Origin of the sequence: Mycobacterium sp. DL99 (genome assembly GCF_004762045.1) — a bacterium.
Classification (GTDB): Bacteria; Actinomycetota; Actinomycetes; order Mycobacteriales; family Mycobacteriaceae; genus Mycobacterium.
This window is the reverse complement of record NZ_SJOM01000007.1, coordinates 2,110,343-2,136,330: the sequence shown is the minus strand read 5'-3', so window position 1 is coordinate 2,136,330 and position 25,988 is coordinate 2,110,343. Positions and strand designations below refer to the sequence as shown.

Annotated in this window: 24 protein-coding genes and 1 tRNA gene; 9 read left to right on the top strand and 16 right to left on the bottom strand. The window is 66.6% G+C overall.

The genetic code is table 11. From position 1 onward, the window contains the following. On the bottom strand, positions 1–2,209 hold a 2,209-nt coding region (locus EYZ64_RS10730), incomplete at its 3' end, for an AMP-binding protein (RefSeq protein WP_286174749.1). Between the two features lie 676 nt (positions 2,210–2,885). After that, a complete protein-coding gene (locus EYZ64_RS10725) occupies positions 2,886–4,136 on the bottom strand; it encodes a cytochrome P450 (RefSeq protein ID WP_135453422.1) in 1,251 nt (416 codons plus the stop codon). A 188-nt stretch (positions 4,137–4,324) separates the two neighbouring features. On the opposite strand from EYZ64_RS10725, the gene EYZ64_RS10720 reads away from it, so the two are divergent. Next, a complete protein-coding gene (locus tag EYZ64_RS10720; RefSeq protein ID WP_135453421.1) occupies positions 4,325–5,188 on the top strand; it encodes a hypothetical protein in 864 nt (287 codons plus the stop codon). A gap of 95 nt (positions 5,189–5,283) precedes the next feature. On the opposite strand, the gene EYZ64_RS10715 is transcribed toward EYZ64_RS10720, so the two are convergent. The 3 genes from EYZ64_RS10715 to pgm all read right to left on the bottom strand — a co-directional run bounded on the left by EYZ64_RS10715 (position 5,284) and on the right by pgm (position 8,299). Beyond that, positions 5,284–5,356, bottom strand: a tRNA-Ala gene (locus EYZ64_RS10715). Positions 5,357–5,411: 55 nt separating this feature from the next. Next, positions 5,412–6,668, bottom strand: a complete 1,257-nt coding sequence (locus EYZ64_RS10710; RefSeq protein WP_135453420.1) for an MFS transporter — start codon at positions 6,666–6,668, stop codon at positions 5,412–5,414. Next, positions 6,665–8,299 carry a phosphoglucomutase (alpha-D-glucose-1,6-bisphosphate-dependent) gene (gene pgm, locus EYZ64_RS10705; RefSeq protein ID WP_135453419.1) on the bottom strand — a complete coding sequence of 545 codons (1,635 nt, stop codon included), beginning with the start codon at positions 8,297–8,299 and terminating at the stop codon, positions 6,665–6,667. Before pgm ends, EYZ64_RS10710 begins: the two co-directional genes overlap by 4 nt. Positions 8,300–8,370: 71 nt before the next feature. Between pgm and crcB (EYZ64_RS10700) the strand changes: the two genes are divergently transcribed. The 6 genes from crcB (EYZ64_RS10700) to mbtN are packed head-to-tail and all read left to right on the top strand — an operon-like array spanning position 8,371 to position 13,262. Then, positions 8,371–8,766: a fluoride efflux transporter CrcB gene (crcB, locus tag EYZ64_RS10700; protein ID WP_135453418.1), complete on the top strand. Its 396-nt coding sequence runs from the start codon at positions 8,371–8,373 to the stop codon at positions 8,764–8,766. After that, positions 8,763–9,128, top strand: coding sequence for a fluoride efflux transporter CrcB (crcB, locus tag EYZ64_RS10695; RefSeq protein WP_135453417.1), 366 nt, complete (start codon positions 8,763–8,765; stop codon positions 9,126–9,128). The genes crcB (EYZ64_RS10700) and crcB (EYZ64_RS10695) overlap by 4 nt, the downstream gene beginning before the upstream one ends. Further along, positions 9,125–10,195, top strand: a complete 1,071-nt coding sequence (locus tag EYZ64_RS10690; protein WP_135453416.1) for a DUF190 domain-containing protein — start codon at positions 9,125–9,127, stop codon at positions 10,193–10,195. The genes crcB (EYZ64_RS10695) and EYZ64_RS10690 overlap by 4 nt, the downstream gene beginning before the upstream one ends. 60 nt (positions 10,196–10,255) lie before the next feature. Beyond that, on the top strand, positions 10,256–10,525 hold the full coding sequence (mbtL, locus tag EYZ64_RS10685; protein ID WP_135453415.1) for a mycobactin biosynthesis acyl carrier protein MbtL: 270 nt from the start codon (positions 10,256–10,258) through the stop codon (positions 10,523–10,525). 5 nt (positions 10,526–10,530) lie between these two features. Continuing rightward, the gene (gene mbtM / locus EYZ64_RS10680) at positions 10,531–12,096 is read left to right on the top strand and encodes a long-chain-fatty acid--ACP ligase MbtM (protein WP_286175273.1); all 1,566 of its coding nucleotides are present in this window, start codon (positions 10,531–10,533) and stop codon (positions 12,094–12,096) included. Then, on the top strand, positions 12,093–13,262 hold the full coding sequence (gene mbtN / locus EYZ64_RS10675; protein WP_135453413.1) for a mycobactin biosynthesis acyl-ACP dehydrogenase MbtN: 1,170 nt from the start codon (positions 12,093–12,095) through the stop codon (positions 13,260–13,262). The genes mbtM and mbtN overlap by 4 nt, the downstream gene beginning before the upstream one ends. Positions 13,263–13,275: 13 nt before the next feature. On the opposite strand, the gene EYZ64_RS10670 is transcribed toward mbtN, so the two are convergent. Beyond that, entirely contained in the window at positions 13,276–13,926 is a 651-nt protein-coding gene (locus EYZ64_RS10670) for a GNAT family N-acetyltransferase (protein ID WP_135453412.1), read from the bottom strand. A gap of 60 nt (positions 13,927–13,986) precedes the next feature. Then, positions 13,987–14,346, bottom strand: coding sequence for a DUF488 domain-containing protein (locus EYZ64_RS10665; protein WP_135453411.1), 360 nt, complete (start codon positions 14,344–14,346; stop codon positions 13,987–13,989). A gap of 20 nt (positions 14,347–14,366) precedes the next feature. Here EYZ64_RS10665 and EYZ64_RS10660 point away from each other — a divergent pair, with 20 nt between their 5' ends. Further along, positions 14,367–14,576, top strand: coding sequence for a hypothetical protein (locus EYZ64_RS10660; RefSeq protein WP_135453410.1), 210 nt, complete (start codon positions 14,367–14,369; stop codon positions 14,574–14,576). Here EYZ64_RS10660 and EYZ64_RS10655 read toward each other — a convergent pair whose 3' ends face one another. The 4 genes from EYZ64_RS10655 to EYZ64_RS10640 form a co-directional block, all read right to left on the bottom strand. After that, entirely contained in the window at positions 14,577–17,210 is a 2,634-nt protein-coding gene (locus EYZ64_RS10655; RefSeq protein ID WP_135453409.1) for a helix-turn-helix transcriptional regulator, read from the bottom strand. Positions 17,211–17,350: 140 nt separating this feature from the next. Next, complete coding sequence (gene nagA, locus EYZ64_RS10650) at positions 17,351–18,496, bottom strand: N-acetylglucosamine-6-phosphate deacetylase (RefSeq protein WP_135453408.1); 1,146 nt, start codon at positions 18,494–18,496, stop codon at positions 17,351–17,353. Beyond that, complete coding sequence (gene nagB, locus EYZ64_RS10645) at positions 18,497–19,282, bottom strand: glucosamine-6-phosphate deaminase (RefSeq protein ID WP_135453407.1); 786 nt, start codon at positions 19,280–19,282, stop codon at positions 18,497–18,499. Beyond that, complete coding sequence (locus tag EYZ64_RS10640) at positions 19,283–19,753, bottom strand: PTS sugar transporter subunit IIA (protein ID WP_135453406.1); 471 nt, start codon at positions 19,751–19,753, stop codon at positions 19,283–19,285. Between the two features lie 144 nt (positions 19,754–19,897). On the opposite strand from EYZ64_RS10640, the gene EYZ64_RS10635 reads away from it, so the two are divergent. Beyond that, positions 19,898–21,469 (top strand): PTS transporter subunit EIIC, encoded by a 1,572-nt coding sequence (locus EYZ64_RS10635; RefSeq protein ID WP_135453405.1) that lies wholly within the window; start codon positions 19,898–19,900, stop codon positions 21,467–21,469. A gap of 2 nt (positions 21,470–21,471) precedes the next feature. Here the strand turns inward: EYZ64_RS10635 and EYZ64_RS10630 are convergent, their stop codons facing one another. The 5 genes from EYZ64_RS10630 to EYZ64_RS10610 form a co-directional block, all read right to left on the bottom strand. Then, entirely contained in the window at positions 21,472–22,095 is a 624-nt protein-coding gene (locus EYZ64_RS10630; protein ID WP_286174746.1) for a hypothetical protein, read from the bottom strand. Between the two features lie 72 nt (positions 22,096–22,167). Next, positions 22,168–22,725, bottom strand: coding sequence for a chorismate mutase (locus EYZ64_RS10625; protein ID WP_135453404.1), 558 nt, complete (start codon positions 22,723–22,725; stop codon positions 22,168–22,170). Then, positions 22,725–23,756, bottom strand: a complete 1,032-nt coding sequence (locus EYZ64_RS10620) for an LmeA family phospholipid-binding protein (protein WP_135453403.1) — start codon at positions 23,754–23,756, stop codon at positions 22,725–22,727. The genes EYZ64_RS10625 and EYZ64_RS10620 overlap by 1 nt, the downstream gene beginning before the upstream one ends. Before the next feature lie 62 nt (positions 23,757–23,818). Beyond that, positions 23,819–24,985 carry a DUF7802 domain-containing protein gene (locus EYZ64_RS10615; protein WP_135453402.1) on the bottom strand — a complete coding sequence of 389 codons (1,167 nt, stop codon included), beginning with the start codon at positions 24,983–24,985 and terminating at the stop codon, positions 23,819–23,821. Continuing rightward, positions 24,978–25,928, bottom strand: a complete 951-nt coding sequence (locus EYZ64_RS10610) for a metal-dependent hydrolase (protein WP_135453401.1) — start codon at positions 25,926–25,928, stop codon at positions 24,978–24,980. The genes EYZ64_RS10615 and EYZ64_RS10610 overlap by 8 nt, the downstream gene beginning before the upstream one ends. Positions 25,929–25,988 lie beyond the last annotated feature (60 nt).

Sequence of the window (25,988 nt, the reverse complement as noted above, 5' to 3'; positions counted from 1 at the left end):
GCCCCGGAGCCCACCGATCCACCACCTCAGCCGGACACGCCTCACCAGCCACCACCAACGCCACCGACCCCAACCCCACCGGCGAAAGCGCCACCACCGCAGACGGAGTCTGAGTCAAAACACTGACCCCCTCCGCAACCACCACCTCAGCGAAATCCTCCGGGCAACTCACCACCGACTCGGGCACCACCACCAGCCGCCCGCCGCGCAACAACGCACCGAAGATCTCCCACACCGAAACATCGAAGGCATACGAATGGCACTGGCTCCACACTCCCGCCGTCGGCAGCCCCACATCCAGCGACACCAACAACTGGGTCACATTGCGGTGGGTGATCGCCACCCCCTTCGCAACACCGGTAGTCCCCGAGGTGTAAATCAGATACGCCACATCGTCAGGAGCCGGCGCCGGCATCGCCGCACACGAAAAGGTCTGAATGCGTGGATCATCCACATCGATGACCACCACATCAAACCCATCCAACCGCGAACGCAAACCCGTGGCAGTCACCACAGCCAACGGCGCAGCATCACCGAGCATGAACCCAATCCGCTCCCGCGGATGCCCCGGATCAATCGGCAAATACGCCGCTCCCGTCTTGAGCACCGCCAGAATCGCCACGACCGCCTCAACCGACCGCGACAACAACACCCCCACACACCGACCGCAGCCCACACCATGAGAAGCCAACAAGTGCGCCAACCGATTAGCGGCCTCATCCACCTCTCGGTACGTCAAGCCACGGCCCTCAAAACTCACCGCCACCGCCTCCGGTGAGCGACCCACCTGTGCGGCGAACAATTCCGGAACCGACACCGGCACCGGCACAAGCCCCGACCTACTCAACACCCCCCCATGACCCCACCCATCCAACCGAGCACGCTCATCGGCACCAAGCAGATTCACCGACGACAACAACCGAGTCGGATCAGCAGTCAAACCCACCAACACCCGCTCCAACCGCTGCACCAAATCGCGGGCACCACAATCCGAAAGCCATTGCCCAGCACCCGCGGACCCACTCGTCGTCTCGCTCGGCTGCGCGCCGAGAAACAGCCGATCATCGTCAATAAAGAAGTCCAGTCCGAACTGATCGACGAGGTTGGTATGGGTCAGGGTCCCCGTCGCCGTCGCGCCGGCAATATTCGCCAGGTGCGTGGTCGGAATGAAATTGAGAATTACGCGATTTGGCGCCTGCGCGGAGCCGCGGAGATGTGCCTTGTTCTCGATGGCACGCACCGGGAACCGCTGATGCTGCAGTGCTTCCCGCAGTCGCGCATCGACGTGTTCACAAAAGCTGGAAACCTCAGACCCCGGCGAAGCTCTCAACGCCAGTGGGACGAACCCGGTAACCATTCCGGGCACGGTCTGCGCCTCCGGACGCACACGCCTACTTACCGGAAATTCGAACACCACATCTGAACTCTCGACGTCGCACCCAAGCACCAGCAGCGCGCACGCCGCGGTTAGCACCGATGAGCGCCGCACCCCCAACGCCTCAGAGAACTCCTGGATCCCGGCGACGACGACAGGGTCCAATTCAACGGGTACAGACGACTCATACGGATCACGCTCGCCCGCGGCCGCGGCCGCGGGCGCGGGCGCCAACCGATACCGTGTTTCGTTTTCCTGCGGCAGGTTCTCGGTCCAGTAGGCCTGATCATCGAGATAGTCGGCGGACGCTTCGTATTCCGACTCCCAAGCAATCAGATCTCCCAGCGACCCGAAATAAGCCGGGGGAATCGATGCGCCCGAAGCTACCGCACTGTAGACATCGCCGATCCGATGACAAACAAGAGCAAGGCCAATTCCGTCTGCCACTATGTGATGGCAGCACACGAAAAAATAGAATTCATTTACCCGCGTCTGCAACAACGCAAATTTGAACAACGGGCCAGTAAGCGGCATCACCGTGCGCTGAATCGAGGATGCCAGCCGATGGGCTTCCCGGACGGGATCCTGCGCGCCTCTGAGGTCATGGCAGGCAAGCTCAACATCCGGGCAATCGACCGTCTTCTGGAAAACCTGGCCATCCACCTGGAAAAAGACGGCTCTAAGTGGTTCGGCCTCGCGCACCACCTGACGGACCGCCCACTCAAGCGAACCGGGGTCGACAATGCCCTCGAGTCGCACGAGATAGCCCAGCTGCCACCTCGCAGCGAGACGATCCGTTTCCTGGGCAAGCCATATGTCCAGCTGTCCCCGCATCAGCGGAAACACACCCTCAGTTAGCCGCGTTTCCATCGAGTTGTCCCATCAAGCCGACGCCTGACCCCTGTCGGTTGGTCCGCTTCCCCGTGTACGGCCAAGTCGAAAGAGCTGCCTTCGTTGTCGTCAAAAAGGTTGACGCTCATGTGTTCTCCAACCCCCGCGTCGCCGTGACCAGGGCCAAGCCCCACTGGAGGACAGCCGGGTCGGCGGGGTTTTCGGCGTGATTCAGACGGCCATACTTCGGTGCGCCACGCGGGTTGCCGGGAGGTCGCGACCAGCATGGCTCGCCACCTCTCGTCATCGGTTCGCCCGAGTCCGTGCGAGCCGCTGGGCGTCCTCGGTGACGCACCAACAGATCGGGCAGGCGGCACGGGTGGTCCGATTCGACGATGAGTCCATTGATCAGCCGGGGCTGCCAGCGCACTAGCGATGTTCGTCGTAAGCGTCCTCCTAACAGATGTTACGAAGACCCCCGAACCTAAGTTCAAATTCCCGGGCGGGCGTTGGACCAAACATCCGGCGAGACGATGTCCCGCCCTCGGATACCCGCCCAGAGGTGGAAGCGCAGCCCGGATTTGCTTGCTAGTTCACAGATCCCAGCCGTTCCGCCAGCCGTTCGGTTAGGTGACCGTTGTCTATCGAACGCGATCGTCGGTGTTCACCATGGAAATGTTCAGTGAACTGGAGTGAACTCGAGGTGCAATTCCTTGAGGCGCCTGAACAGAACGGTGCGGTCCCATTTGAATCGACGCGCGCCTGCAGGACCGTGCTCGGCCTCTGAAAGCCGAATGTCGGCCATCCGGTCAAGGATACGTTCCAAGCTCACCCGCACTTCGGCGCGTGCAATCGGAGCCCCCGGACAAGTGTGAATACCACGACCGAACGCGATGTGGTGCAATACGTTTGGACGGTCGAGGCGGAACTCTCCGGGCTCGTCGAACCGTCGCGGATCGCGGTTCGCCGCACCGTTCATCACCAGCAAACTGGTACCGGCCGGCACATCGACGTCGCCGATCTTGGTACTGCGCCGCGCCATGCGGAAGTTCGATTTGATCGGGCTTTCGAAGCGCAGCATCTCCTCGATAAAGCCGGGGATCTTTGACGTGTCCTCGCGCAGCTGCTGTTGCAAGTCCGGTCGCTCCGCCAGCATCAGCATCGCGAGACTCAGCAGGTCGATCGTCGTGCCGTGGCCGGCGGCGAACATGAACGTGGCGACACGGGCGACGTCGATGGCCTCGGGTGTCGTGCCGTCTGGAAACTTTGCCAGCGCAAGCTCAGTGAGGACGTCGTCGCGCGGCTCGCGCCGACGTTCCTCGATGTAGTCGACGAACCACTCCTCTTTCACACCAACGAAACCGCTGCGTTCGCCTTCGAGCCTGCTGGCTATCGCCGCGCGGCGGAATCGCTCACGGTCGGCCTGGGGCACGTCAAGCAGGTCGGTAATCGCGTCGAGGGTGAACGGAAAGTTGTAGTCGACGACGATCTCGCACTTGCCATCCGCAACAAAATGGTCGAGTTGCTCATCGGCAAGACGCCACAAGAATTCCTCGTTGTTCTTGAGTTGCCTCGGCGTAAACAGCCGGTTCAACAGCGAGCGGTGTGCGGTGTGTCGCGGAGGATCGAACGTAATGAAGTAGTCGCCGAATGTAACCCTGTCGCGGTACCGCTCGATCAGATCCGAGACGTCATCGCTGTCGGCTGCGATCGGAATCCCCGACCATGGTCCGCTGACGATATTGCATACCGAGAAGATCTCCTCCGTGTCGCGCTGCACGGCGATGGCCTCGTCGTACCCCGACACCATCACTACGCCGTGCGCCGGCTCGCGCCGTAAAGGGCAACGGCGGAGGGCGTCGTAATAGTCGTAGGGGTTATCGACTAGCGACTTGTCGGTAAAGAAGTCGAGGTCCTCGGGTCCGCTCATTTCGCCTCCCTTGGGGCTACACAAATGCTAGGCGCTCAGCAGAGGTACGGAAAACAGCCGACATAGGGGTGGCGCAGGGCGTGCGGCGACGGTCGCGGGTCGAAGCCGCCCGCAAGGTCTTGTCCGACTTGGTGCGGCTCCTGCGGGAACGCCGCCTGCGCCACTGTTCCGAGGCAGAATTTCTCCTGATGAAGAGCGCCGCCGACCGCGCCGCCGACCAGGTGGCAACCGTCCGCGACGACCCGGCCGGACGGGTCGCCCTGATGGCCGCGCTCTACGAGGGCTCTCCGAACCGACGGGGCGACCATCTGCCTTACCGCCGCGCGGCCTTGGCGTTCATGGACTGGCAGTTCCGCCGCGGGCTGCTCAATCCCGCCCGGCCGGCCGGCGAGATTCCACCAGGAAGCCCGTGGTGGCGCGCGGTCAACGAGCGACTACTTCACGACACCGCTGAATCCAGGGCGGTTCTGGAGGGGTACAAGAACGAGGCATCCTCACCCAGCGCACGGCTGTGCATCGAATTCGCCCGGTGCCCAACGGTTCACAATTGGTACCGCGCCCACAACGCCGCCGTGGTCGCGGCCTATCTCGACCATGAACAGCTGGCGGCGAAGGAGAACCCGATCGAGCGGTTCTTCATCAACCTGGTGCTGGTGCGGGTGCTGTTCGCTCACGCACTCGTCGCAGCGCCCCGTCTCGCGCTCGGCTGGTGCGCCCCGCTGGCCCCCTTGCTCGGCGACCCGCGCCTCGGCATGACCGGCATCTTCCTGTCCCTCTCGCGAGTTCTGCCCGACACGTACCCGCTACAGGGGAACCTCTCGGACTACGTGGACGCTGAACACAGCTTCGGCCACGTCCTCGACGTCGGGCTGATCCGCCCACGCATCGACGCACTGTTCACGTGGTCAGCCGACGAGCTCGGCGAGTCACGCGTTCCGGGCCTACTCGTCGACGGCATACCCGCCTATTCAGGGATCGACAACGCTGCCGTCTGGAACCTCTCACCCGCTGTCCCCGCACGCCTCATCAAACGGCTTATCCCCGTTCCGTGAACGCACAGTTCGCTGTGAATATTCACTGAAAAACAGAACCCGGCAGCAAACCAAAAAACCCGCCCTGACCGAAGTCAGAGCGGGTTTTTCAAACGTGGAGCTAAGGGGATTCGAACCCCTGACCCCCACACTGCCAGTGTGGTGCGCTACCAACTGCGCCATAGCCCCGTTTGTCGTGCCCCACGAAGTTACACCACCGCTACCCCAGGTTCAAAATCGCTGGTCAGGGGACCTCGCCACCGGCCTCTGGGCCCAGCGCGCGGGCCGGAGTGTGCTCGGCAGATGGCCGTCCGCGGGTCTCCGGAGCGAAGACCCAGCCCACCGCGGCCACCAGCAGGATCACCCCACTGATCACGAAGGCCCACGAGAACGACAGGTACTGCGCGATCAGCCCGACCAGCAGCGACCCGCCGACCGATCCGACGTCGGCCATCATCTGGAACGTCGCCACCGCGGTGCCGCCACGGGCTTTGTTGCCGATGATGTCGGCCACCGCAGCCTGCTGCGGTGCGGTGAAGATGCCGGTCGAGAAGCCCGCGATGTAGGCACTCACCAGGAACAGCGTCAGCCCGTCGGTGAACCCGACCATCACGGTCGAGATCCCGGCCGCGGTGAGCCCGACGATCAGCAGATGGCGTCGCCCCACCCGGTCGGACAGATACCCGCTGGGGATCACCGCGGACACGTTGCCGACGGCGAAAGTGGCCAGCGCCAGCCCCGCCATCCCGGGACTGCGATGCAACACGTCGACGATGAACAACGGCACCAAGGCAATTCGGAGCCCGAAGGCCGACCACCCGGTGGCGAAGTTCGACAACAACGCCGCCCGGTAGGCGCGGTTGCGCAGCGCCGTGCGGACGGTCACCTTGGCACCCTCATCCGGCGCGGGCGCGGCCAACGACGAGTGCCGCAGGCTGATGAACACCACCGCGGCCGCCACCAACAGGGCGGCGCCGTATATGACGAACGGAGCGCTGAGGCCCAGGCCCGCGGTCATGCTCCCCAGCACCGGCCCGCCGACCGAGCCGACCAGGAACGCCGAGGAGAACATGCCGGCCACGCGGCCGCGGGCGTCCTCGGGGCTGATCCGGATCATCAGCCCCAGCGCCGACACGAAGAACATCGTCGAGCCGATCCCGCCCAGCGACCGGAACAGCAGCAGCTGCCAATACGTCTGCGCGAACGCACAGGCACCGGTGGTGACGGCGACGATCAGCAGTCCCCACACGTAGATCCGACGCTCGCCCAGCCGCTGGATCAGCACACCGGTGGCCGGCGCGAAACACAGCCTCATCAGTGCGAACGCGGTGATGACGAACGTCGCGGCGCTGATGCTGACCCCGAAGTGGCGGGCGTAGGCCGGCAGCACCGGCGCCACCACGCCGTAGCCGAGCGCGATGACGGCGTTGGCGACGATCAGGACCCAGACTTCACCAGGCAGCTTCGCCTTGGTCTGACAGTCATCCTCCGTAAGGCTCACCCAATGACTGTATTAACCACGTCCTTGGCGGCCTCCTGCACCTCCGCAAGATGGTCGGGGCCGAGGAAGGACTCGGCGTAGATCTTGTAGACATCCTCGGTGCCCGACGGTCGGGCCGCGAACCAGGCGTTCTCCGTCGTGACCTTCAGCCCGCCCAGCGGCGCGCCGTTGCCCGGCGCGGAGGTCAGCTTCGCGGTGATGGGTTCACCGGCCAGCTCGGTGGCGCTGACCTGCTCGGGCGACAGTTTCGCCAGCCGCGCCTTCTGCTCGCGGTCGGCCGGCGCGTCGATGCGCGCATACGTGGGCGACCCGTAGCGTTCGGCCAGTTCGGCATACCGCTGCGACGGCGTCGACCCGGTGATCGCCAGGATCTCCGAGGCCAGCAGCGCCAGGATGATGCCGTCCTTGTCGGTGGTCCACGTCGACCCGTCCATTCGCAGGAACGACGCCCCGGCACTCTCCTCGCCGCCGAAACCGATGCCGCCGCCGATCAGCCCGTCCACGAACCACTTGAACCCGACCGGCACCTCGACCAGCTTGCGATCCAGCCCGGCCACCACCCGGTCGATGATCGAACTGCTCACCGCGGTCTTGCCCACCGCGGTGGCCGCCGGCCAGTTCGGCCGGTGGGTGTAGAGGTAGTCGATCGCCACGGCGAGGTAGTGGTTGGGATTCATCAGTCCGCCGTCCGGGGTGACGATGCCGTGCCGATCGGAGTCGGCGTCGTTGCCGGTGGCGATCTGATAGGAATCCCGGTTGGCGATGAGCCCAGCCATGGCATTCGGTGAGCTGCAGTCCATCCGGATCTTGCCGTCGGTGTCCAGGGTCATGAACCGCCACGTCGCATCCACCAGCGGGTTCACCACGGTCAGGTCCAGGTCGTACCGCTCGGCGATCGCGCCCCAGTAGTCCACGCTGGCCCCGCCGAGCGGGTCGGCACCGATGCGGATGCCCGCGGCGCGGATCGCGTGCAGATCCACCACATTGGCCAGGTCCGCGACATAGTCGTCCAGGTAGTCGTGGCGCTGGGCCATCTGCAACGCCCGCGACAGCGGCATGCGTTTGACCGATTTGAAGCCCTCACGCAGGATCTCGTTGGCGCGCTTGGCAATCCACCCGGTGGCATCGGTATCGGCGGGACCGCCGTTGGGTGGGTTGTACTTGAAGCCGCCGTCGCGCGGTGGGTTGTGCGACGGGGTGACGACGATGCCGTCGGCCAGGTCGGCGTCACGGCCGCGGTTGAACGTCAGGATGGCGTGGCTGACCGCGGGGGTCGGGGTATAGCGATCGGCCGAATCGATCATCGCCACAACATCGTTGGCGGCCAGCACCTCGAGTGCCGAGGCCCAGGCCGGTTCCGACAGGGCGTGGGTGTCGCGGCCGAGGAACAACGGGCCCGTGGTGCCCTGTGCAGCCCGGTACTCGACGATGGCCTGGGTGGTGGCCAGGATGTGGCCTTCGTTGAACGCCGTATCCAGACTGGAGCCGCGGTGCCCGGAGGTACCGAACACCACCTGCTGCGCAATGTCATCGGGGTCGGGCCGCCTGGTGTAGTAGGCGGTCGCCACCGCGGCGATGTCGATCAGATCCTCGGGTTGAGCCGGTTGCCCGGCACGGGGATTGGCAGCCATGGTTCCCGATTCTGCTCCCGAACGGATGTCGGTGCCCGCCAGTCGCGCAGTTGCCGCCATACTTTTACTTCATGTTTGGCCATGACCCCCGAGAATTGGCCGCGGTCTTCGTCGGCGGCGCCCTGGGCACGCTGGCGCGCGCCGTCCTGGCGGTGCTCGCGGCACCTCAACCCGGCCATTGGCCGTGGCCGACGTTCATCGTGAACATCATCGGCGCGTTCATGCTGGGGTACTTCACCACGCGACTGCTGGAGCGGCTGCCGGTGTCGAGTTACCGACGGCCACTGCTGGGTACCGGGGTGTGCGGCGGGCTGACCACGTTCTCCACGATGCAGGTCGAGACGATCACGATGCTCGAGCACGGAAACTGGGCGTTGGCCGCGGGCTACACCGCCGCCAGCATCGCCGCCGGTCTACTCGCGGTGGTCCTCGCGACCGCTCTGGTGCGCCGGGCCGCGGTGCGATGACCGCCGCCGTCTGGGCCGGGGTGATGCTGCTCGGCGGCGTCGGGGCGGTCTGCCGGTTCCTGCTCGACCGTGCGGTGTCCGCACGCCACACCCGGGGGTTCCCGTTCGGCACCCTGGCGGTGAACCTGAGCGGCGCCTTCCTGCTCGGCTTCCTCGGCGGCCTGGCCCTGGACCGGCACGCCGCGCTGCTGGCCGGCACCGCATTCGTCGGCTCCTATACGACGTTCTCCACCTGGATGCTGGAAACCCAGCGCCTGGGCGAGGAGCGCCGGATCTGGCCCGCGGTCGGCAACATCGTCGTCAGCGTGGTACTCGGCCTGGCCGCGGCGTGGCTCGGCATGTCACTGGGGAGCCGGCTGTGACCACCACCGACTACCTCAAGCTGACCGCGTACTTCGCCGAGCGGCTGCGCCACGAGCACCGCTTCGTCGCCGATGCGCTCCTGGACCTGTACGGAGCCAGCGACATCGCGATCAGCGTGATGCTGCGCGGGATCTCCAGCTTCGGTCCACACCACCACCTGCGCACCGACGAGACACTGAGTGCCTCAGAGGATCCCCCGATCGCGATCGCCGCTGTCGATGCGGCCGACAAGATCTCCGCGCTGGCCGAGCAGACGGTGGAGCTGCTTCCCCGTGGCCTGATCACCCTGGAGCGGGCCCAGCTGGTCCGCCGCCAGTCGCCGGCCCCAACGGTTACCGACGTCTGCAAGCTGACGGTGTACGTCGGCCGTCATCACCGGGTCGCCGGTATTCCGGCCTACCGCGCGGTGTGCGATCTGTTGCACCGGCGCGGCTTCGCCGCGACCACGGTGTTTCTCGGGGTGGACGGGACCGCCCACGGCCAGCGTCGACGCGCCGCGTTCTTCAGCCGCAATGCCGAGGTGCCGCTCATGATCATCGGGCTGGGAACCGGGGCGCAGGTGAATGCGGTGCTGGGCGAACTCACCGAGCTGCTGGAGAACCCGCTGCTCACCGTCGAACGGGCGCAACTGTGCAAGCAGGGCGGGCAGCTGCTGACCCGGCCGGCCGCGCTGCCCGGCGCCGACGCTCAGGGCCGTCCGCTGTGGCAGAAGCTGATGGTCCACACCGCCGAAACCGCACAACATGACGGGGTGCCGATCCACCGGGCCATCGTCCGCAGGCTGCTGGAGTCCAATGTGGCCGGCGGCGCGACGGTGCTGCGTGGGGTCTGGGGTTACAGCGACGACGGTAAACCCCGCGGGGACAAGCTTTTCCAGTTGGGACGGCACGTCCCGGTGACGACCATCGTGGTGGACACCCCCGACCGGATCGCCGCATCGTTCGAGATCGTCGACGAAATCACCCGCGAGCACGGCGTGGTCAGCGCCGAGATGGTGCCCTCGGCAACGGTTGTCGATGCCGGACACCGGCACGGCGGGACCGATCTGGCGCGCTTCAGTTACTGACCTCACAGGCGACCTGGTAAGGCTAGCCTATCTTTCCTCCGGCGTGTACCGTGCCACCCCATGCAGTCGACAACATCCGAAGCGGTCAGCGCCGCTCTCACCGAGATCCTTCGTGACGACATGAATGTCGATGTCCGCCGGGTGACCAGGGAATCCCGACTCATCGACGACGTCGGCCTGGACTCGGTGGCGTTCGCCGTCGGCATGGTGGCGATCGAGGACAAGCTCGGGGTCGCCCTGTCCGAAGAAGACCTGCTCAGCTGCGACACCGTCGGCGATCTCGAGGCGGCCATCCTGGCGAAAGCGCCTGCCGCGCAGAGCAGCCAGTGAGCGTGCTGGCCACGGCGCTCGCCGCGTCGCTGACCACCACCGACGCCGACCTCGTGGTCTACGACCACGAGACACGCACCTGGGCCCGCCATCCATGGGGCCAGGTGTACACGCGCGCCGAGAACGTCGCCGAACAGATCGGCCAGGACGGTTCGACCGCAGTCGGCGTGGTCGGTGAGCCCACCGTGGAGGGCATCGCAACGGTCCTCGGCGCTCTGCTGGCCGGCGCGGCACTGTCCGTACTGCCCGGCCCGATCCGGGGCGCGGACGCGAATACCTGGGCGCAGTCCACGGTGAACCGGCTCTCCGACATCGGCGCGGGCACGGTGTTCAGCCACGGCGCCCACCTGGAGCTGCTGCGGACGGCCGAGACCTCGCTGAGGATCCACGACGACGGCGTCGTCGCCCACGCTCAACGCTCCACCACGCTGGCGCCGGGAACCGGCCCGGTCGCGGTCCTGCAGGGCACCGCCGGCTCCACCGGCACCCCTCGCACCGCCCAGCTGACGCCATCAGCGGTGCTGGCCAACCTGCGTGGGCTCAGCGATCGGATCAGCTTGTCGCACAGCGACATCGGATGCTCGTGGCTGCCGCTGTACCACGACATGGGACTGACCTTCCTGCTGGCCGGAGCGGTCAACGGCATCGAGGTGTGGCAGGCCCCGACAATGGCCTTCGCAGCCTCACCGTTCAGCTGGGTGCGGTGGCTCACCGAGAGCCGCGCCACCCTGACCGCCGCGCCGAACATGGCCTACGGCCTGATCGGCAAGTACTCCAGACGCCTGACCGATCTGGACCTGTCGGCCCTGCGGTTCGCGCTCAACGGCGGCGAGCCGGTGGATTGCGAGGCGACGCGCCGGTTCGGCACCGAACTGTCCCGCTTCGGCTTCAACCCCGGAGCCCTCTCACCGTCCTATGGGATGGCCGAATCATCCTGCGCGGTCACGGTTCCCGTGCCGGGGCACGGTGTGGTCCTCGACGAGATCACCGTCGCGACGGACGCCGGGTCCAATCGGCAGCAGCTCGCCGTGCTCGGTGACGCCATCGGCGGGATGGAAGTGCGCCTGCGGCCCGGCGAGGACAACGCAGGCATCGTCGACCGCGAGGTGGGCGAGATCGAGATCCGCGGCACCTCGATGATGTCGGGCTACCTCGGTCAGCCACCGCTGAAGCCTGACGACTGGTTCGCCACCGGCGACCTCGGCTACTTCGTCGACGGCGGACTGGTGGTCTGCGGGCGCACCAAGGAACTGATCACGGTGGCCGGGCGCAACATCTTCCCCACCGAGATCGAGCGAGTTGCCGCTCAGGTCAAGGGCGTTCGGGAAGGCGCCGTCGTGGCCGTGGGTGCCGGCGAGAAGTCGGTCCGCTCCGGCCTGGTGATCGCGGCCGAGTTCCGTGGACCCGACGAGGCCGGGGCCCGCAGCCAGGTCATCCAACAGGTGGCATCCGAGTGCGGCATCGTGCCCGCCGACGTGGTGTTCCTGACGCCGGGGTCGCTCCCCCGCACCTCCTCGGGCAAGCTGCGCCGCCTGGAGGTCAAACGACAATTGGAGACAGCGAAGTCATGACCGCGCTCACGCCAACGCCGGCCACCACCACGGTCGAGGAGTACCGAGACCTGCTGGATCGGGTTTTCGACGATCAGGTCAAGGCCTGGACCGCCGAAGCCGAAGAGACCGAGAGCTTTCCGCGCCGGCTCATCGAACACCTCGGCCGCAACGGGGTGTTCAGCGAGAAGTGGGGTGACGGTCAACAACCCGACGTGGCCAAGCTGATCGAACTGGCCTCCGCACTGGGCCGGACCGGTTCCTCTGGCATCGGTGTGGGTGTCAGCCTGCATGATTCGGCCATCGCCCTGCTACGCCGCTTCGGCAAATCCGACCACCTGCGCACCATCTGCGAACAGGCCGTCCACGGCGAAGCCGTGCTGTGCATCGCGGCCTCCGAGGAATCCGGGGGTTCGGACCTGCAGATCGTGGAGACCGAAGTCCGCACGGCCCGAGACGGATTCGAGATCAAGGGCATCAAGAAGTTCGTGTCCCTGTCGACGATCGCCGACCACATCATGGTGGTGGCCCGAAACGTCGACCACGATCCGACCAGCAGACACGGCAACGTCGTCGTCATCGCGGTGCCCACGTCGGCGGTCGAGATCCAGCCGCCCTATCGCAAGGTTGGCAACGGACCGCTGGCCACTGCTGCGGTGCACATCGACACGTGGGTGCCCGCCGATCATCTGGTGGCCAGGGCCGGCACCGGGCTGGCGGCGATCTCCTGGGGGTTGGCCCACGAACGCATGTCGATCGCCGGACAGGTCGCCGCAGGTTCACAACGGATCCTCGGAATCACGTTGGCACGCATGATGAAACGCCGGCAGTTCGGCCACACCCTCTATGAGCACCAGGCGCTGCGGATGCGGATCGCCGATCTGCAGGCTCGCGTCGACCTGCTGCGTTACGCCCTGGCCGGGGCAGCCGCGCAGGGCAAGCTCGATCTCCGAGCCGCCGCCGCCTTCAAGGTGACCGCCGCACGGCTGGGCGAGGAGGTCGCGTCGGAGTGCATGCACATCTTCGGCGGCTCAGGCTATCTCGTCGACGAGACGCCGCTGGGCAAGTGGTGGCGCGACATGAAGCTGGCCCGTGTCGGTGGTGGCACCGATGAGGTGCTGTGGGAGCTGGTGGCCGCGGCCATGAAGCCCGATTACGACGGCTACGCCGAATTCGCCGGCGCCTGAACCGGTTCTCCAGTTACCCGGCGTCGCCGAGGGCGTCGTCGGGTGTGCGCGGCAGCGCATAGAGGGCCATCCGCCGGTTGGACATCTGGTGCTCGCCCAGGAATTCACACCCCGCCCATTCGCACACCCGCCGGGCGCCGGTGTTGCGATGATCCGGATCGAACATGACCCGCCGGCAGTTCGGTTCGAGTTCGAACACGTTGGCCACGATGCGCGGCAACAGGATCGGGCCGATGCCGCGGTTGACGAATCTCAGATCGGCGATCGCGGCATGCATGCCGATGTCGTACGGATCGGCGGCGTAGCGGGGCGCGATGGAATCCTTGGCCGCCCGGTACAACTCGATGTACCCGACGGGCTTCCCGCGGAAGCTCGCGATGAAAGGCCGTGAGTATTCACCGTCGAGCTGAGCCTGCAGGTACCGGCGCCAGCGGTCCGGCGCCCAGTCGTACTCCCAGGCTTCCACCAGGTGCGGGCGGTTCATCCACTCCGACACCAGCTCGGCGTCGGCACCGGCGTCGGCCGGACGGATGTCGTACGGCTCAGCCAGGACCGGGGTGCGAGGGGCCTCGACGGCGCGCACCTCGGCGGTGATGTCGGTCAGCTCGCGCTTCAGTACGGGGGCCCCCGGCACGTCGGTCACGTCGGTATCGATATCGCTCATTTGAGCGCCGAGCCTACCGCAGCGAATGAGGGTAGGTTTACCTTCCTCCGGGCTCGAAGCTCAGGTCAGCAGCTTGGCCAGCACGGTCAGGTGGCTGAGGTCGAGTTCACGGGTGGCGGTCACCAAGGTGACCGGGCCGTCGCTGACCAACGCCCGCAACTCATCGAGAGCCGCGGCCTCCTCGCCGGACTGCAACTCCTGGGTGTAGCGCGCGACGAACTCGTCATACCGCTCCGGCTTATGGTCGTACCAGTGACGCAACTCCGTGGACGGGGCAACCGAGCGCAGCCAACGCCCTACCCGCGGATCGGCCTTCTTCAAGCCCCGGGGCCACAATCGGTCGACCAGGACCCGCTGCCCCTCATCAGGTTCCGGTTCGGTGTACACACGGGCCACCCGCACCCGGTTTTTTGGGGCCATGACATGCCATCGTAGGAGGCATGGGCCCGGACCGGTTGGCCGATCTACAGCGCTGGGAGGATTCCGGCGCACACTGGCACGTCCTCACCCGCACCGCCGACAGCCTCACGATCGCGTTACTGCGATGCGACGGCGGTGAGGAAGTGGACCGGTTCACCTCCACAGATCCGCGTCTCCTCGAATTCGTGGGTGCCCGGAGTTCCAGTGAGGACCCCGAACACCCCACCTGATCAACTGGCCGGGCCGAAGCGCGCCAGCCGGGCCAGGTGGTCGCGGTCCTCCACGCCGAGCTTGGCGAACATGCGGTACAGATGTCCGTCGACGGTGCGCACCGACACGCACAACTTGCCGGCGATCTGGCGGTTGCTCATCCCGATACCGACGAGAGTGGCGATCTCCCACTCACGCTCGGTGAGCGGCAGCGGGTCTCCGGCGCAGCACAGGGCCGGCGTCATCGCACCACTCTGGCCCGACAGCCACAATGCCCTGGCAGCCGATTCCAATTCACCGCCACGGCAGCCGGCCCCGGCATACTCCCTGGCCGCGTGGGCGGCCGCATCGGCGGCCAGCCCCAACGCACCGATCGCCTCGAACCGGTCCGTGGCCGCGACGAGTTGATCAGGATCATGGCGGGCGAGGCCGCGGCTGTGTGCGGCGATGGCCTCGGCCAGCCGGCCACCATGGCGGCGCGCCAGTTGCTGGATCCTGCGGTCACCCGCGGTCTGCCCGAATCGCAACGCCGTGTGCAGGGCCGTGAGCTCGACCGTGTTCATTCCGCCCGCTTTGGCGCACTGCGCCGCCCGGGCAGCGTGGTCCACGGCCGATCCCGTGTCACCGTTCGCTGCCGCCGTCCAGGCTCTGGCCAACTCCAGCTCGGGCCGGAACACCTCAAGCGGCCCGACCGCGGCAGACTCGGCCTGTAGCAACGCGGCGCCCGCGGCGGAGCCGTTACCGCGCATCCCCTCGGCTTGGGCCAGCCACGCGGCGACCACCATCAACCACCCCGGCGGGAGTACCTGCGGGGTGGTCCACACCGCGGCCTGCAGTGCTTCACCCGCCGAAGGCAGACAGCCGCGGGCCAACGCCACCCGCCCATTCAGCGCGGTGACGATGGCCTCGGCCTGCGGAGAACCGGCCGCCAACACCGCGTAGCGGTCACAGACCCGCTGCGCCCGTGCCAGATCCCCTTCGGCCGCGGCCGCCGCGACCTGTGCAAAGGCCAGCCAGTAACGCTGCGGCCCCGACTCGCAATCCTCGGCGGCCAATTCACCCGCCTGCGCCACCATGGCGACCTCACCCGGGCGACCAGACAAGGCCAGCGCACTCGAGGTGGCCAGTGCCGCCCATACGTCGGCCGTCGACCTGTTGGCCATCGACCACGCCTCAGCGCCGAGTGTTTCGATGCCCAGCGTGATCGCACCGGCAAGCTCACCGGCGAAGAACGCGAAAACCGCCTCCATCGCCACGACCAGGCTCAACGTCTGCGGGCAGTGCACCTGCCGCCGAATCATGGCGAGTGCGGAACGCGCGGCGTCAGGTCGGGCACACCCGAAGAACAGGTTGGATGCCCGCAGGCAGCCCCAACGCGCCAGCATCGGTTCGTCGTCGGCCGGTGGCACCGACCGGGCCAGTAACTCCTCGGCCTGCTCGCCGCGGCCCTGCCAGCTCATCGCGTCGGCCAGGACGATCGCCGCGGGCACCCCGGCGCCGTGATCCAGTGCGTATCGCGCCAGTTCTTCTCCCAGCGCCAGATTGGACATCGTGACCGCACTGGCCGCGGCGTCGGCGATGGCGCCCGGATCGGCCGGACCATTGCCTCCCGCCATGAATCGTGCCAGCTGTATGCGTCCCCGGACGTCAGGGAGCCGGCCGTTGTTCGGCGATTCCAGGTGCGCGCCCAGCAGGGCCGCCAACTGCGTATTGATCTGCCGGGAACGGGTTTTCGGGCACCGGCTGCGGGCCACCTCACCGATGATGGGGTGGCCGGGCTGCACGAGGGTGCAGGCCGCGTCGTTGAGCACCTGGATCGCTCCCCTGCGCTCGAGCCTGGCGATCGCGTCGAGGTCGCAGGCTCCCACCAACACGTCCCAGTCGAGCACCTCGGCGGTGGAGACCACCTCCATCACGTCGCGTTCGTCCGGTGTGAGGGTGTCGAACCGCGAATTGATCAGTGCGTGCAGATCGGCACTCGCCCGCAGCTGCCCGCGCAACCGCCAGCGTCCCTGCTCGCAGACGAACACCGCGTCGCCCAGGGCCGCGTTGAGCGAACCCCGGAGGTAGAGCGGACTTCCCGAGGAGAACCGGTGCAGTTCTCCGACCGCACGCTCGTCGACTTCGCCGCCCAACACCGCGGCAGCCAACTCAGCGGTCTGCTCCCGGGTGAAGGGTTCGAGGTCCAACCGCAGCAACAGCTGTTCTTTCCACAAGGCGGTCACCGCATCGGACGGAGCCGCGCCGTTCCCGATGGTGACGATCAGCCTCGGCGCGCCGTGCACGGCCAGTTGCTGGACCAACAGCGCCGACAACGGGTCGAGGTGCTGAGCGTCATCGACCACGATGACGAGGTCGGGATCGGTGGCCAACATCTCATGTGCCACGGCGAGCATCACCGTCGGGTCACGCGCGTCGGTCAGGGTGAGCGCGTGGCGAAATGCCCCGAGCGGCACCGCCTGCCCGGTCTCGGTGCCCAGCACATACCGGACGGCGCAACCGTCTGTCTCAAGGCCCTCAGCCAGTACGCGGGCCAGCGCCGACTTTCCCACTCCGGCCTTACCTGCCAAGACCACCCCGCGGGCGCCGCCCCGCAACGCCTGCGCGGCGTCGCGCAGTTCGGAATCCCGTGCGACAAACGGCCAGTCCGGCAAAAAACGACCCCCAGATGCTCTGCGGCGTTACCCGGGTGACGGTACGCCGGTGCAAGAATTCGTAACGGCTAATCACCGCCGCAGCAACGCGAATCCTTGCCTCAGAAAACACTTCTCGGGCCCACATGCCCATTGGGCGACTACCCCGCCGGTTCCAGCTCCCACACGCCTCGGCGCATCACCGCGGCGACGGTCAGATCAGCATCCAGTGCCACGAGATCGGCTGCGGCCCCGGGGATCAGGCCGCCACCGGGAAGGCCCAGCGCCCGCGCCGGGTTGATCGACGCCTGGCGAACACCGAGCAGCAGAGCCTCGTCACTCGTCAACCCGCAATGGGCCACGGCGAATCGAACCACCCGGTCCATGGTCGCCGTGCTCCCGGCGATGGTGTCGGTGCCGCCGACGAACGCGACCCCGTCCATCACGTCGACCCGCACCGGCCCCAGGTGATAACGCCCGTCGGACATGCCGGTGGCCGCCATCGCGTCGGTGATCAGCGAAACGCGATCCGGACCGACCGAACGCGTGACGTGCCGGTAGATGGCCGGATCGATGTGGACCCCGTCGGTGATGAGTTCGACGGTGACGGCGGGGTCTTCGAGCAGGGCGATCACCGGGCCCGGTTCGCGCCGGTCGATCGGACGCATGGCGTTGAACAGATGCGTGCCCACCGTGGCACCGGCCGCGATCGCTGCGCGGGTCTGCTCGTAGGTCGCCTCGGTATGACCCACGGCCACCACCACACCGGCGCCGACGAACTGCCGGATCGCCTCAAGCGCACCGCTACGTTCGGGCGCGATCGTCACCATCCGGATCGTCCCCGCGGCGGCGCTGAGCACCCGGTCGATCTCCGCCGGATCCGGGTCGCGCATGAGCGCGGGTTGATGGGCCCCGCACCGCACGGTCGACAGCCACGGACCTTCGAGGTGGATTCCGTCGATCCGCCCGGCCCGAACGTCCTCGGCCCGCGCACCGACCTGTTGCAGCAGATCGTCCGGGCTCGCGGTGACCAGGGAGGCGATCATGGTGGTGGTGCCGTGCCGCCGGTGCAGCGCCACAGCGGCCGACGTGTCGGCCTCCGATGGGACCGAGAAACTGCCGCCGCCACCACCGTGCGTATGGGTGTCGACGAAACCCGGCACGACGGTCACCGGGCCGAGATCACGATCGGCGGGCCGGGGTGGCGCACCCGCACCCACCGCCGTCACCCGGTCACCGGACACGTCAATCCATCCCGGCCGCAACAGATCTGCGCCCGTGATCAGCGTGCCGGCGGTCAGCAACATTCAAGTGCCCTGCCAATCCGGTTTCGAGCGGTAGGTCTCACGGTAGTAGCCGATCAGCTGAAGCCGCTGTGCCGCAGCGTCATCGAGCAGCACCGTGACATGCGGGTGATGCTGCAGGATGGTCGCCGGCCACATGGCACTCACGGCACCCTCGACCAGATGGTGCACCGCTTCGGCCTTACTACGGCCGAGCCCCACCAGGATCACGTGCCGGGCCGCCATGATGGTGGCCAGACCCTGGGTCAGGCAGTGCGTCGGCACCGCGTCCAGATCGCCTCCGAAGAACCTGGCGTTGTCGAGGCGGGTCTGCTGCGTCAGCGTCTTGATCCGGGTGCGCGACGCCAGCGAGGACCCGGGCTCGTTGAAGCCGATGTGTCCATCGGTGCCGATGCCGAGGATCTGTAGGTCGACCCCACCCGCGCCGCGGATGGCGTCCTCGTATGCCGCGCATGCCGCCGGAATGTCGCTCGCCAGGCCGTCGGGGCCCAGCACCGCACCCGGGGCGAAGTCGACGCGCGAGACGAACACGGTGTCGATCACGTTGCGGTAGCGCTCAAGATGGTCGGCGGGCAGGCCGACGTACTCGTCGAGGGTGAACCCGCGGGCCTGCCGGAACGAGATCTGCCCCGCGGTACACCGCGCGATGAGCTCGTCGTAGATCGCCAGCGGTGACGAGCCGGTGGCAAGGCCCAGAACCGCGTCCGGTTTGCGGTCCAACAGCGCGCCGACCGCATCCGCGGCCACGCCGCCGATCTTCGCGGCATCGGCGAGGATGATGACTTCCATCTACTTGTTCGCCGTGAAAAGGTCCGCACCCGAGTCGATGTCGGCTCCGGCGGCCACCGGCCCGGCCACGGTCACATTGCCGGGCTCACGCTCGTCCATGACCACAACGGGGACAATCGGATTCAGGCCTTTGGCCTCGACGGCCGGCACGTCGTAGGTGATCACCACCTGGCCGGCGGTGACCTCATCCCCCTGACTCACGTGTGCTGTGAAGCCTTCGCCGTTCAGCGCGACGGTGTCCAACCCGAGGTGGACCAGGACGCCGACATTGTCGGCGGTCATGATCACGTAGGCGTGCGGCATCAGCTTCAACAACTTGCCGCTGACCGGGGCAACCGCGTCGATCACGCCCCGTGGGGGGTCCACGGCGGCGCCGTACCCCACCATGCCCGCCGAGAACACCGGGTCCGGAACATCCTGGAGTGCCACTGCGCGCCCGGCGACCGGGGCGAGTACTCGCGTGCTGCTCACTGTGCGGCTCCTTTGTGGCGGGGGGCTCGTGCCCCAACAATACGAGCGTGACCGAAAGACGGCCGCGAGTTTACGGGTTCTCGTCTAAGCTTCCGCACAGCTTCGCGGCGGGTCGCGCCGGGTGGCCAGGAGGGCGAGAAGGCGATGAGCGGTACGACGAAATCTGAAGGTGCACAGGAGAAATCCGGTCTGCACATACCCGCTTTCGCGCAGCTGCAACGACTCGGCAAGAGCCTCATGTTGCCGATCGCCGTGTTGCCCGCCGCGGGCATCCTGCTGCGGCTGGGCCAACCCGACCTGCTGGGCCGGATCGACTCCCCCGTCATCGGCCCGTTCTTCAAGGCGATGAGCGCCGCCGGCGATGCCCTGTTCACCAATCTGCCCCTGCTCTTCGCGGTCGGTGTCGCGATCGGCTTCGCCCGCAAGGCCGACGGCTCGACGGCGCTGGCCGCGGTGGTCGGTTATCTGGTGATGGCCGCGGTGTTCAAGACCATGTCCCCCATCGTGCTGGCCGGCGAAGTGGACAAGGCCGGCGATCAGGCCCAGATCAACTACAGCGTGTTCGCCGGAATCGTGGTGGGTCTGGTGACGGCATGGCTGTTCGACCGCTACCACACCATCCAATTACCGTCCTATCTCGGCTTTTTCGGCGGGCGACGTTTCGTCCCGATCGTGGTGTCCCTGGCAAGTCTTTTCATCGCCTTCCTGATGAGCTACTTCTATCCGATCTTCGACGCGGGACTGACCGGGCTCGGCCGGTTCATCGGCGGCAGCGGCGCGCTGGGGGCATTCGTCTACGGATTCGCCAACCGCATGCTGATTCCCCTGGGCCTGCACCACATCCCGAACTCTTACGTGTGGTTCATCTACGGCGACTATCAGAACGCGGACGGCACGGTGGTCACCGGTGAGCTCACCCGGTTCGCGGCGGGCGACCCGACCGCGGGCATCCTCACCTCGGGGTTCTACCCGGTGCTGATGTTCGGTCTACCCGCCGCGGCGCTGGCGATGATCCTCGCCGCGAACAAGAAGCAACGCAAGGTTGCGGTCGGCATCCTCTCGGCGGCCGCCCTCACCGCGTTCCTGACCGGCGTGACCGAACCGCTCGAGTTCGCGTTCATGTTCGTGGCGTTCCCGCTCTACGTCATCCATGCGGTCCTGACCGGGCTGTCCCTGGCGATCGCCTATCTGCTCGACATCCACCTGGGCTTCTCGTTCTCGGCCGGACTCCTCGATCTGCTGCTCTACGGCGGTGCGCCCGCGGCGAAGAACATCTGGCTGCTGGTCGTGATGGGAGCGGTGTTCTCGGTCGTCTACTTCGTGATGTTCTACATCGCGATCAAGAGGTGGAACATGCTCACACCCGGCCGCGAACCAGAGACGGAGTTCGAGGCCGAGGAACAGGCCAACCTCGGCGAGGGTGCCGACTCCGCCACCACCGTGCCGACCGGCGGCACCGGCACGCTCACCGCACCTGCGCGAGCAGACACTCAGGCCGAACAGATCATCGCCGCGTTCGGCGGCCGGGAGAACCTCGTCAATGTCGACGCCTGCATCACCCGGCTCCGCATGGAAGTGGCCGACAAGACCAAGGTCGACCAAGACCGGCTGAAGGCCCTCGGCGCGGCAGGCGTCATCGAGGTCGGTAACAGCGTTCAAGCGGTGTTCGGCACAGGTTCCGAGGCGCTGAAGAACGCGATCGTCGACAGCTTGTAGCCCTACGCACCCGCCTCCTTCGGCGAATCCGTGCCGGGCTCCCCCTCGGCGCGTGTCTCGGGCTGACGGGTCTGACGGGTCGCGGGTTCAACTCCGACCAATCGCTCGAAGAGCGCGCGATAGTGGACGATCGCCTCGCGTTGCGCCTCGGTTCCGATGTCGCCCTGCTCTTGCGCCAGGTGAAGGATGTGCGCCGCCCGATAGTGCTCGACCACTTCAGGGTGATCCACGGACACATCTGCGGCACGCTGCTCGAAATCGTCTATCGGATAACCGCGTTCGCGCATCACCTCGGTCACCAGGCGATCGGCGTCACCGACCGATCTCGACGGATTGTCGACGAACCCGGTCTGCGTCACGCCCCACGCCTCGACGTATCGCGCCCGGGACTCCGGCGTCAGCTCTTTGACGTCCAACTTGTCGTGCTTGCGTTCGCGCGCTCGCAGTTCCCGCTCGCCGGCACGCTGACCACCGGCTGTTTCGACGGCGTGCTCATACTCCGGCCCGAACTGATCCTTGAGCCGTTCGCTCCGCTTCTGACGCATCATCGATGCGGCAACGACCACCGCGAGCAGCACGATCACCACGGCGACCACAGCGATGACGATCCAACTCCATGTAGGCATTTCCAGACCTCCTGCGGCAAGGAGTACCCGCGCACCGTCGACAGAAACGTCAATTCCCGATTGGGTCCGACGTCAGCGGCAATAGGACCTGGTGGCGTAGTCCAGCGCCCGCCGATACAGCGGATCCAGATCTCGGGCCGCGGCCACGCCATCGACGGCGCTCGCCAGGTCGCCCGGGCATGACGGTGAGTGCAGGGTCGGCCACTGGTCGGCGATCTCGTTCACCATCGTGTGGTTGAGCGCATCGATGGCGGTTCTCGACGCCGCGAGATCGGGCGCGCTTGTGGGAGCGGTTCCCGGATCCAGCTTCCATTGCGCGAACAGACCGTCCTCCACTGCGACGGTCGCGTCGATCTGATCCCGGAACACCTGGCCCACGTAGGCCGGGTCGATGTGCCGACTGCCGGCCTCGGCCGTGGTGGCATCGATGACCTGCTGTTCACGGCGCGGGTCTTCGATCGGTCCGCCGGTGCGAAACTTGTTGGCGGCCACAGGGTCTGCGGTCTGAAGGCGCTGCGCTGCGGCGTCCACCAACGGCAGCAGCGGGCTCGCGTCCTGCGCGCGGGCGAGTGGAGCGCCGCACAGCGCCGCGAGCGTCAGTACGCCGACCGTCGCGAATCGGGCGAGCATCAGAGCTTGGAGAAGCAGGCGTCGTTGGATTCGTCGTTGGGAATGGACGCATTCTGGCTGGAGAACTTGCCCACCACGCCGGAGTCGGTCACCGAGACGCTGTCCGCATGAATCCCGAGCGGGTAGGCCTCGTTCAGCTTCGTCATGAGGCTGTCGAGCGCCGTCTGCACGGTGTCTTTCTCGAAGGGCCCGCTGACGTCGGTGATCTGCAGATCGAGGTTTCCGTTGTTCACCACCGGTTTTGCAGTCACCTTGGTGTCCCCTACCGCCTCCATGGTGATGGTGCCCGCGGACGGATCGGTGCTGACATCGGTGACCAGGGAGCCGACGCCGGGCAGGTTCTCGGCCACCGTGTTCTTGATCCCGGCAGTCGTCCAGGTCAGTGTCGCGCTCAACGATCCGATGGTGCCCTTGGAATCCTCGGTGCCCTGTAAGCGGATGTCGGACAATGCCACGTCCGCCGTCATGCCCTTGGCGGCCTGCACCTGCTTGCCGCCGGTTTCCACCGAGATGTTGGTGTAGTGGCCGGTGATGTGCTGCCACAGGAAAGGCGGCTTGACCCCGAACGAGACCGAGGCACTGTCCTCAACGACACATTCGGCGACGGCGACGAGAACCGAGCCGGCCTTGTGCCGGGCGTACAGTTCGGCGCCCGTCAGTCCGATCATCGCAAGTGCGACGACCATAACGGCGGCCAGGATGATCGCCTGCGGGCTGCGCCACCGTGACGACGGTTTCGCCGGCTCAGGCGGCGGCCGATTGGGCTCGACCGGGGGCAGCGGCGGCGGAGGTGGTCCCCCGGGCCGGGGCGCGACCGGCGGACGGTTCTGCACGATTTTCTCGGTCGCGGGCTCTGGGGGTCTGAATTTCTCGGTCGCGGCCTCCGGCGGCTGACTGCGGGCCCGGATCTGTTCGGTCGGAGCCTCCGACCGCCCGGGACGGGGCAGCCGCCGGGTGGCCGGATCGGGCGGCGGCACAGGGCCGCGTCGTTGCCAGCCGGGTTCACCGGGGCGTTGCGGCGGTGTCGGCACCTCCGCAATTCTGCCCCATCACCCACGCGGTCAGCCGTGTGGCGCGCCTGTGGGTTCGCTCCTCATTCCCGCTCACCCGCCAGTTCCTGCGCCACCGCATCGGGCAGTTGTTGCAGGCCAGCGGGATTAACGGTGGCCCCTGCAGCGATCGACAATCCAGCGATGAGCACACAGATCACGGTGTAGGCAAGGCTGCCGATGGGGTCGCCGTCGGCGGTGACACCGTCGACCGCGCCGAAGTACGCCGGCAGAGCAGTCAGCCACAGCACCGTCATGACCGCCAGATATACCGCGGCGTAGCGCAGGATGAGCGGGTTCGAATAACGCACTGTTGCCGGGTCGCGGTCCCGGCGCAGGCTCGACCACTGATTGAACAGCACCGGAATCGCCACCACGGTGAGCACGACGAGTTCGGCGGCGTAGACCACCCCGCCGACCGTGGTGCTGCCCGAGATCGACGCGGCGAGCGTGGCGGGCAGAGGCAGCACCGCGGTTCCGATCGACGCCAGGACGCCGACCACGATGGTGCGGCCCACGATCTGCAGGCCGGTGAACGTCTTGCCGTCCTGGACGTGGCGGCCGACGAACAGCTGCACGCAGAAGGCCAACGACATCGGCCACAATGCCGCGAACACGACCACGCTGGGCAGCGGCACCGAGGCGAAGAACGGCTGGTTCATCGGATGGTCCAGCGCCCACTCCCACCACCGCAGCTGCGGACCGATGTGGTCGAAGATCTCGTAGAACGCGTGGTGGACGAACCCGACGCAGATCGCGCCGACCAGCACACCGCGCCGGCGGAAGATCCCGAGAATCCGGACGATCTCGTATGCCACCGTGGCCATCATCGGGTAGATCGCCACGATGTACAGCGGCAGCCGGCCCCACAGGAAGTCGACGGTGAACACGTTGTGCGCGAACATCGTGTCGACGTGGTCGGCGATCCCGAACGCGCCGGGGAAATACAGTGGCGGTTCGATGATCAGCAGATAGGCGATGGCACCGAACCACAGCACCAGGTTGGTCGGATCGTTGTGACGGCGCAGTCGCACGATGGCGTACACCAGGGCCAGCACCGCGCCGACGATCACGGTGATCTCCAGCACCGGCAGCGTCCAGTTCTCCAGCCCGAACGGGTTGCGGAACTCGACCAGACCCCCGGCCGTGTCACACGAAAAGCCCATTCGCTCAGCCAAACCCGAGAAAGTCGGGGTGCACAGATCAGACATCGGCGGTATCCACCTTCTGGCTCGGGGTCTGGTCGGCGGTGTACCACAGCGTGACGTCGTAGCCGTCCTGATAACGCTGGAACCACTCGTCAGCCAAGACCGGCAGCTTCTCGTGGGCCGGGTTGTGGCCCGGAACCTGGCTGCGGACCACCCCTACCAGGGCAGTCAGCATCTCGCGCACCGGCAGGTGGGCGAACGCGTTGTCGAATGGACCGTCGTAGGGCGCCTTGGTGAACGGAAGTTTTTGCAGGATGGCCTTTTTCCGTGCCTGCATGCCGAACATCGACACCGCGTCGATCTGGCGTTCTTCCAGGGGGACGTGCTTGTTGAAGCCCTCACAGGCGATCTTGAGCACGGCCCACACGTGCTTGAAGATCGACGGGGCAACCCGCATGCGGTACCACGGGTCGTCCACCACCGCGTCGTAGATGATCAACGCCGAGCTGCGGTGCTCGACCTCTTCGACGAAGTGCCACAGGAACAGTGACGCCACCCGGTCATCCCCCGGAGCGAACAGCGTGTCGTCATGATCGAGCATCAACTTGAAGACCGGCGTGAACGTCGCCTCCAGATCGGCGGTGTATGCCAACCGGTACTTCAGCGGCGTCTCGGCGGCGAGGTCGTCGAACGCCTTGATCACCTCGTCGAGGGTCTCCTTCAGGGCCGGGTACGTCTTGATCAGTCCCTTGGCGTGCTGACGGTGGGCCATCGAGTGCTGGCCCTCCTGCCGCACGAAGGCCTGTGCCTCCTCGGCCACCGCCGGATCGGTGATGAACGGCATGGCCTCGGTAATCATGTGGCCGATCATCTTCTCGAACGCGATGGCCAGGAACGACACCGCGTTGGCCATCGACGAGAACGCCGGGTTCGTCTCGTTCCACAGGAACGGGACGCGGTGGTCCGCGAACGCGAACCTCATCTTCCGCACGATCAGATCCGTCATCGGTGCCACCTCGCCTTGTCTTGGACTCTCGAACCGCGGCTGCCTGCTGATCGAGACCAA

Bases quoted from the DNA above. Each gene is read 5' to 3' on its own strand.
- EYZ64_RS10725 (WP_135453422.1), bottom strand. From the start codon at position 4,136: ATGAGCGGACCCGAGGACCTCGACTTCTTTACCGACAAGTCGCTAGTC.
- EYZ64_RS10720 (WP_135453421.1), top strand. From the start codon at position 4,325: ATGAAGAGCGCCGCCGACCGCGCCGCCGACCAGGTGGCAACCGTCCGC.
- pgm (WP_135453419.1), bottom strand. From the start codon at position 8,299: ATGGCTGCCAATCCCCGTGCCGGGCAACCGGCTCAACCCGAGGATCTG.
- crcB (WP_135453418.1), top strand. From the start codon at position 8,371: ATGTTTGGCCATGACCCCCGAGAATTGGCCGCGGTCTTCGTCGGCGGC.
- crcB (WP_135453417.1), top strand. From the start codon at position 8,763: ATGACCGCCGCCGTCTGGGCCGGGGTGATGCTGCTCGGCGGCGTCGGG.
- mbtL (WP_135453415.1), top strand. From the start codon at position 10,256: ATGCAGTCGACAACATCCGAAGCGGTCAGCGCCGCTCTCACCGAGATC.
- mbtN (WP_135453413.1), top strand. From the start codon at position 12,093: ATGACCGCGCTCACGCCAACGCCGGCCACCACCACGGTCGAGGAGTAC.
- EYZ64_RS10670 (WP_135453412.1), bottom strand. From the start codon at position 13,926: ATGAGCGATATCGATACCGACGTGACCGACGTGCCGGGGGCCCCCGTA.
- EYZ64_RS10665 (WP_135453411.1), bottom strand. From the start codon at position 14,346: ATGGCCCCAAAAAACCGGGTGCGGGTGGCCCGTGTGTACACCGAACCG.
- EYZ64_RS10660 (WP_135453410.1), top strand. From the start codon at position 14,367: ATGGGCCCGGACCGGTTGGCCGATCTACAGCGCTGGGAGGATTCCGGC.
- nagA (WP_135453408.1), bottom strand. From the start codon at position 18,496: ATGTTGCTGACCGCCGGCACGCTGATCACGGGCGCAGATCTGTTGCGG.
- nagB (WP_135453407.1), bottom strand. From the start codon at position 19,282: ATGGAAGTCATCATCCTCGCCGATGCCGCGAAGATCGGCGGCGTGGCC.
- EYZ64_RS10635 (WP_135453405.1), top strand. From the start codon at position 19,898: ATGAGCGGTACGACGAAATCTGAAGGTGCACAGGAGAAATCCGGTCTG.
- EYZ64_RS10630 (WP_286174746.1), bottom strand. From the start codon at position 22,095: ATGCCTACATGGAGTTGGATCGTCATCGCTGTGGTCGCCGTGGTGATC.
- EYZ64_RS10625 (WP_135453404.1), bottom strand. From the start codon at position 22,725: ATGCTCGCCCGATTCGCGACGGTCGGCGTACTGACGCTCGCGGCGCTG.
- EYZ64_RS10615 (WP_135453402.1), bottom strand. From the start codon at position 24,985: ATGTCTGATCTGTGCACCCCGACTTTCTCGGGTTTGGCTGAGCGAATG.
- EYZ64_RS10610 (WP_135453401.1), bottom strand. From the start codon at position 25,928: ATGACGGATCTGATCGTGCGGAAGATGAGGTTCGCGTTCGCGGACCAC.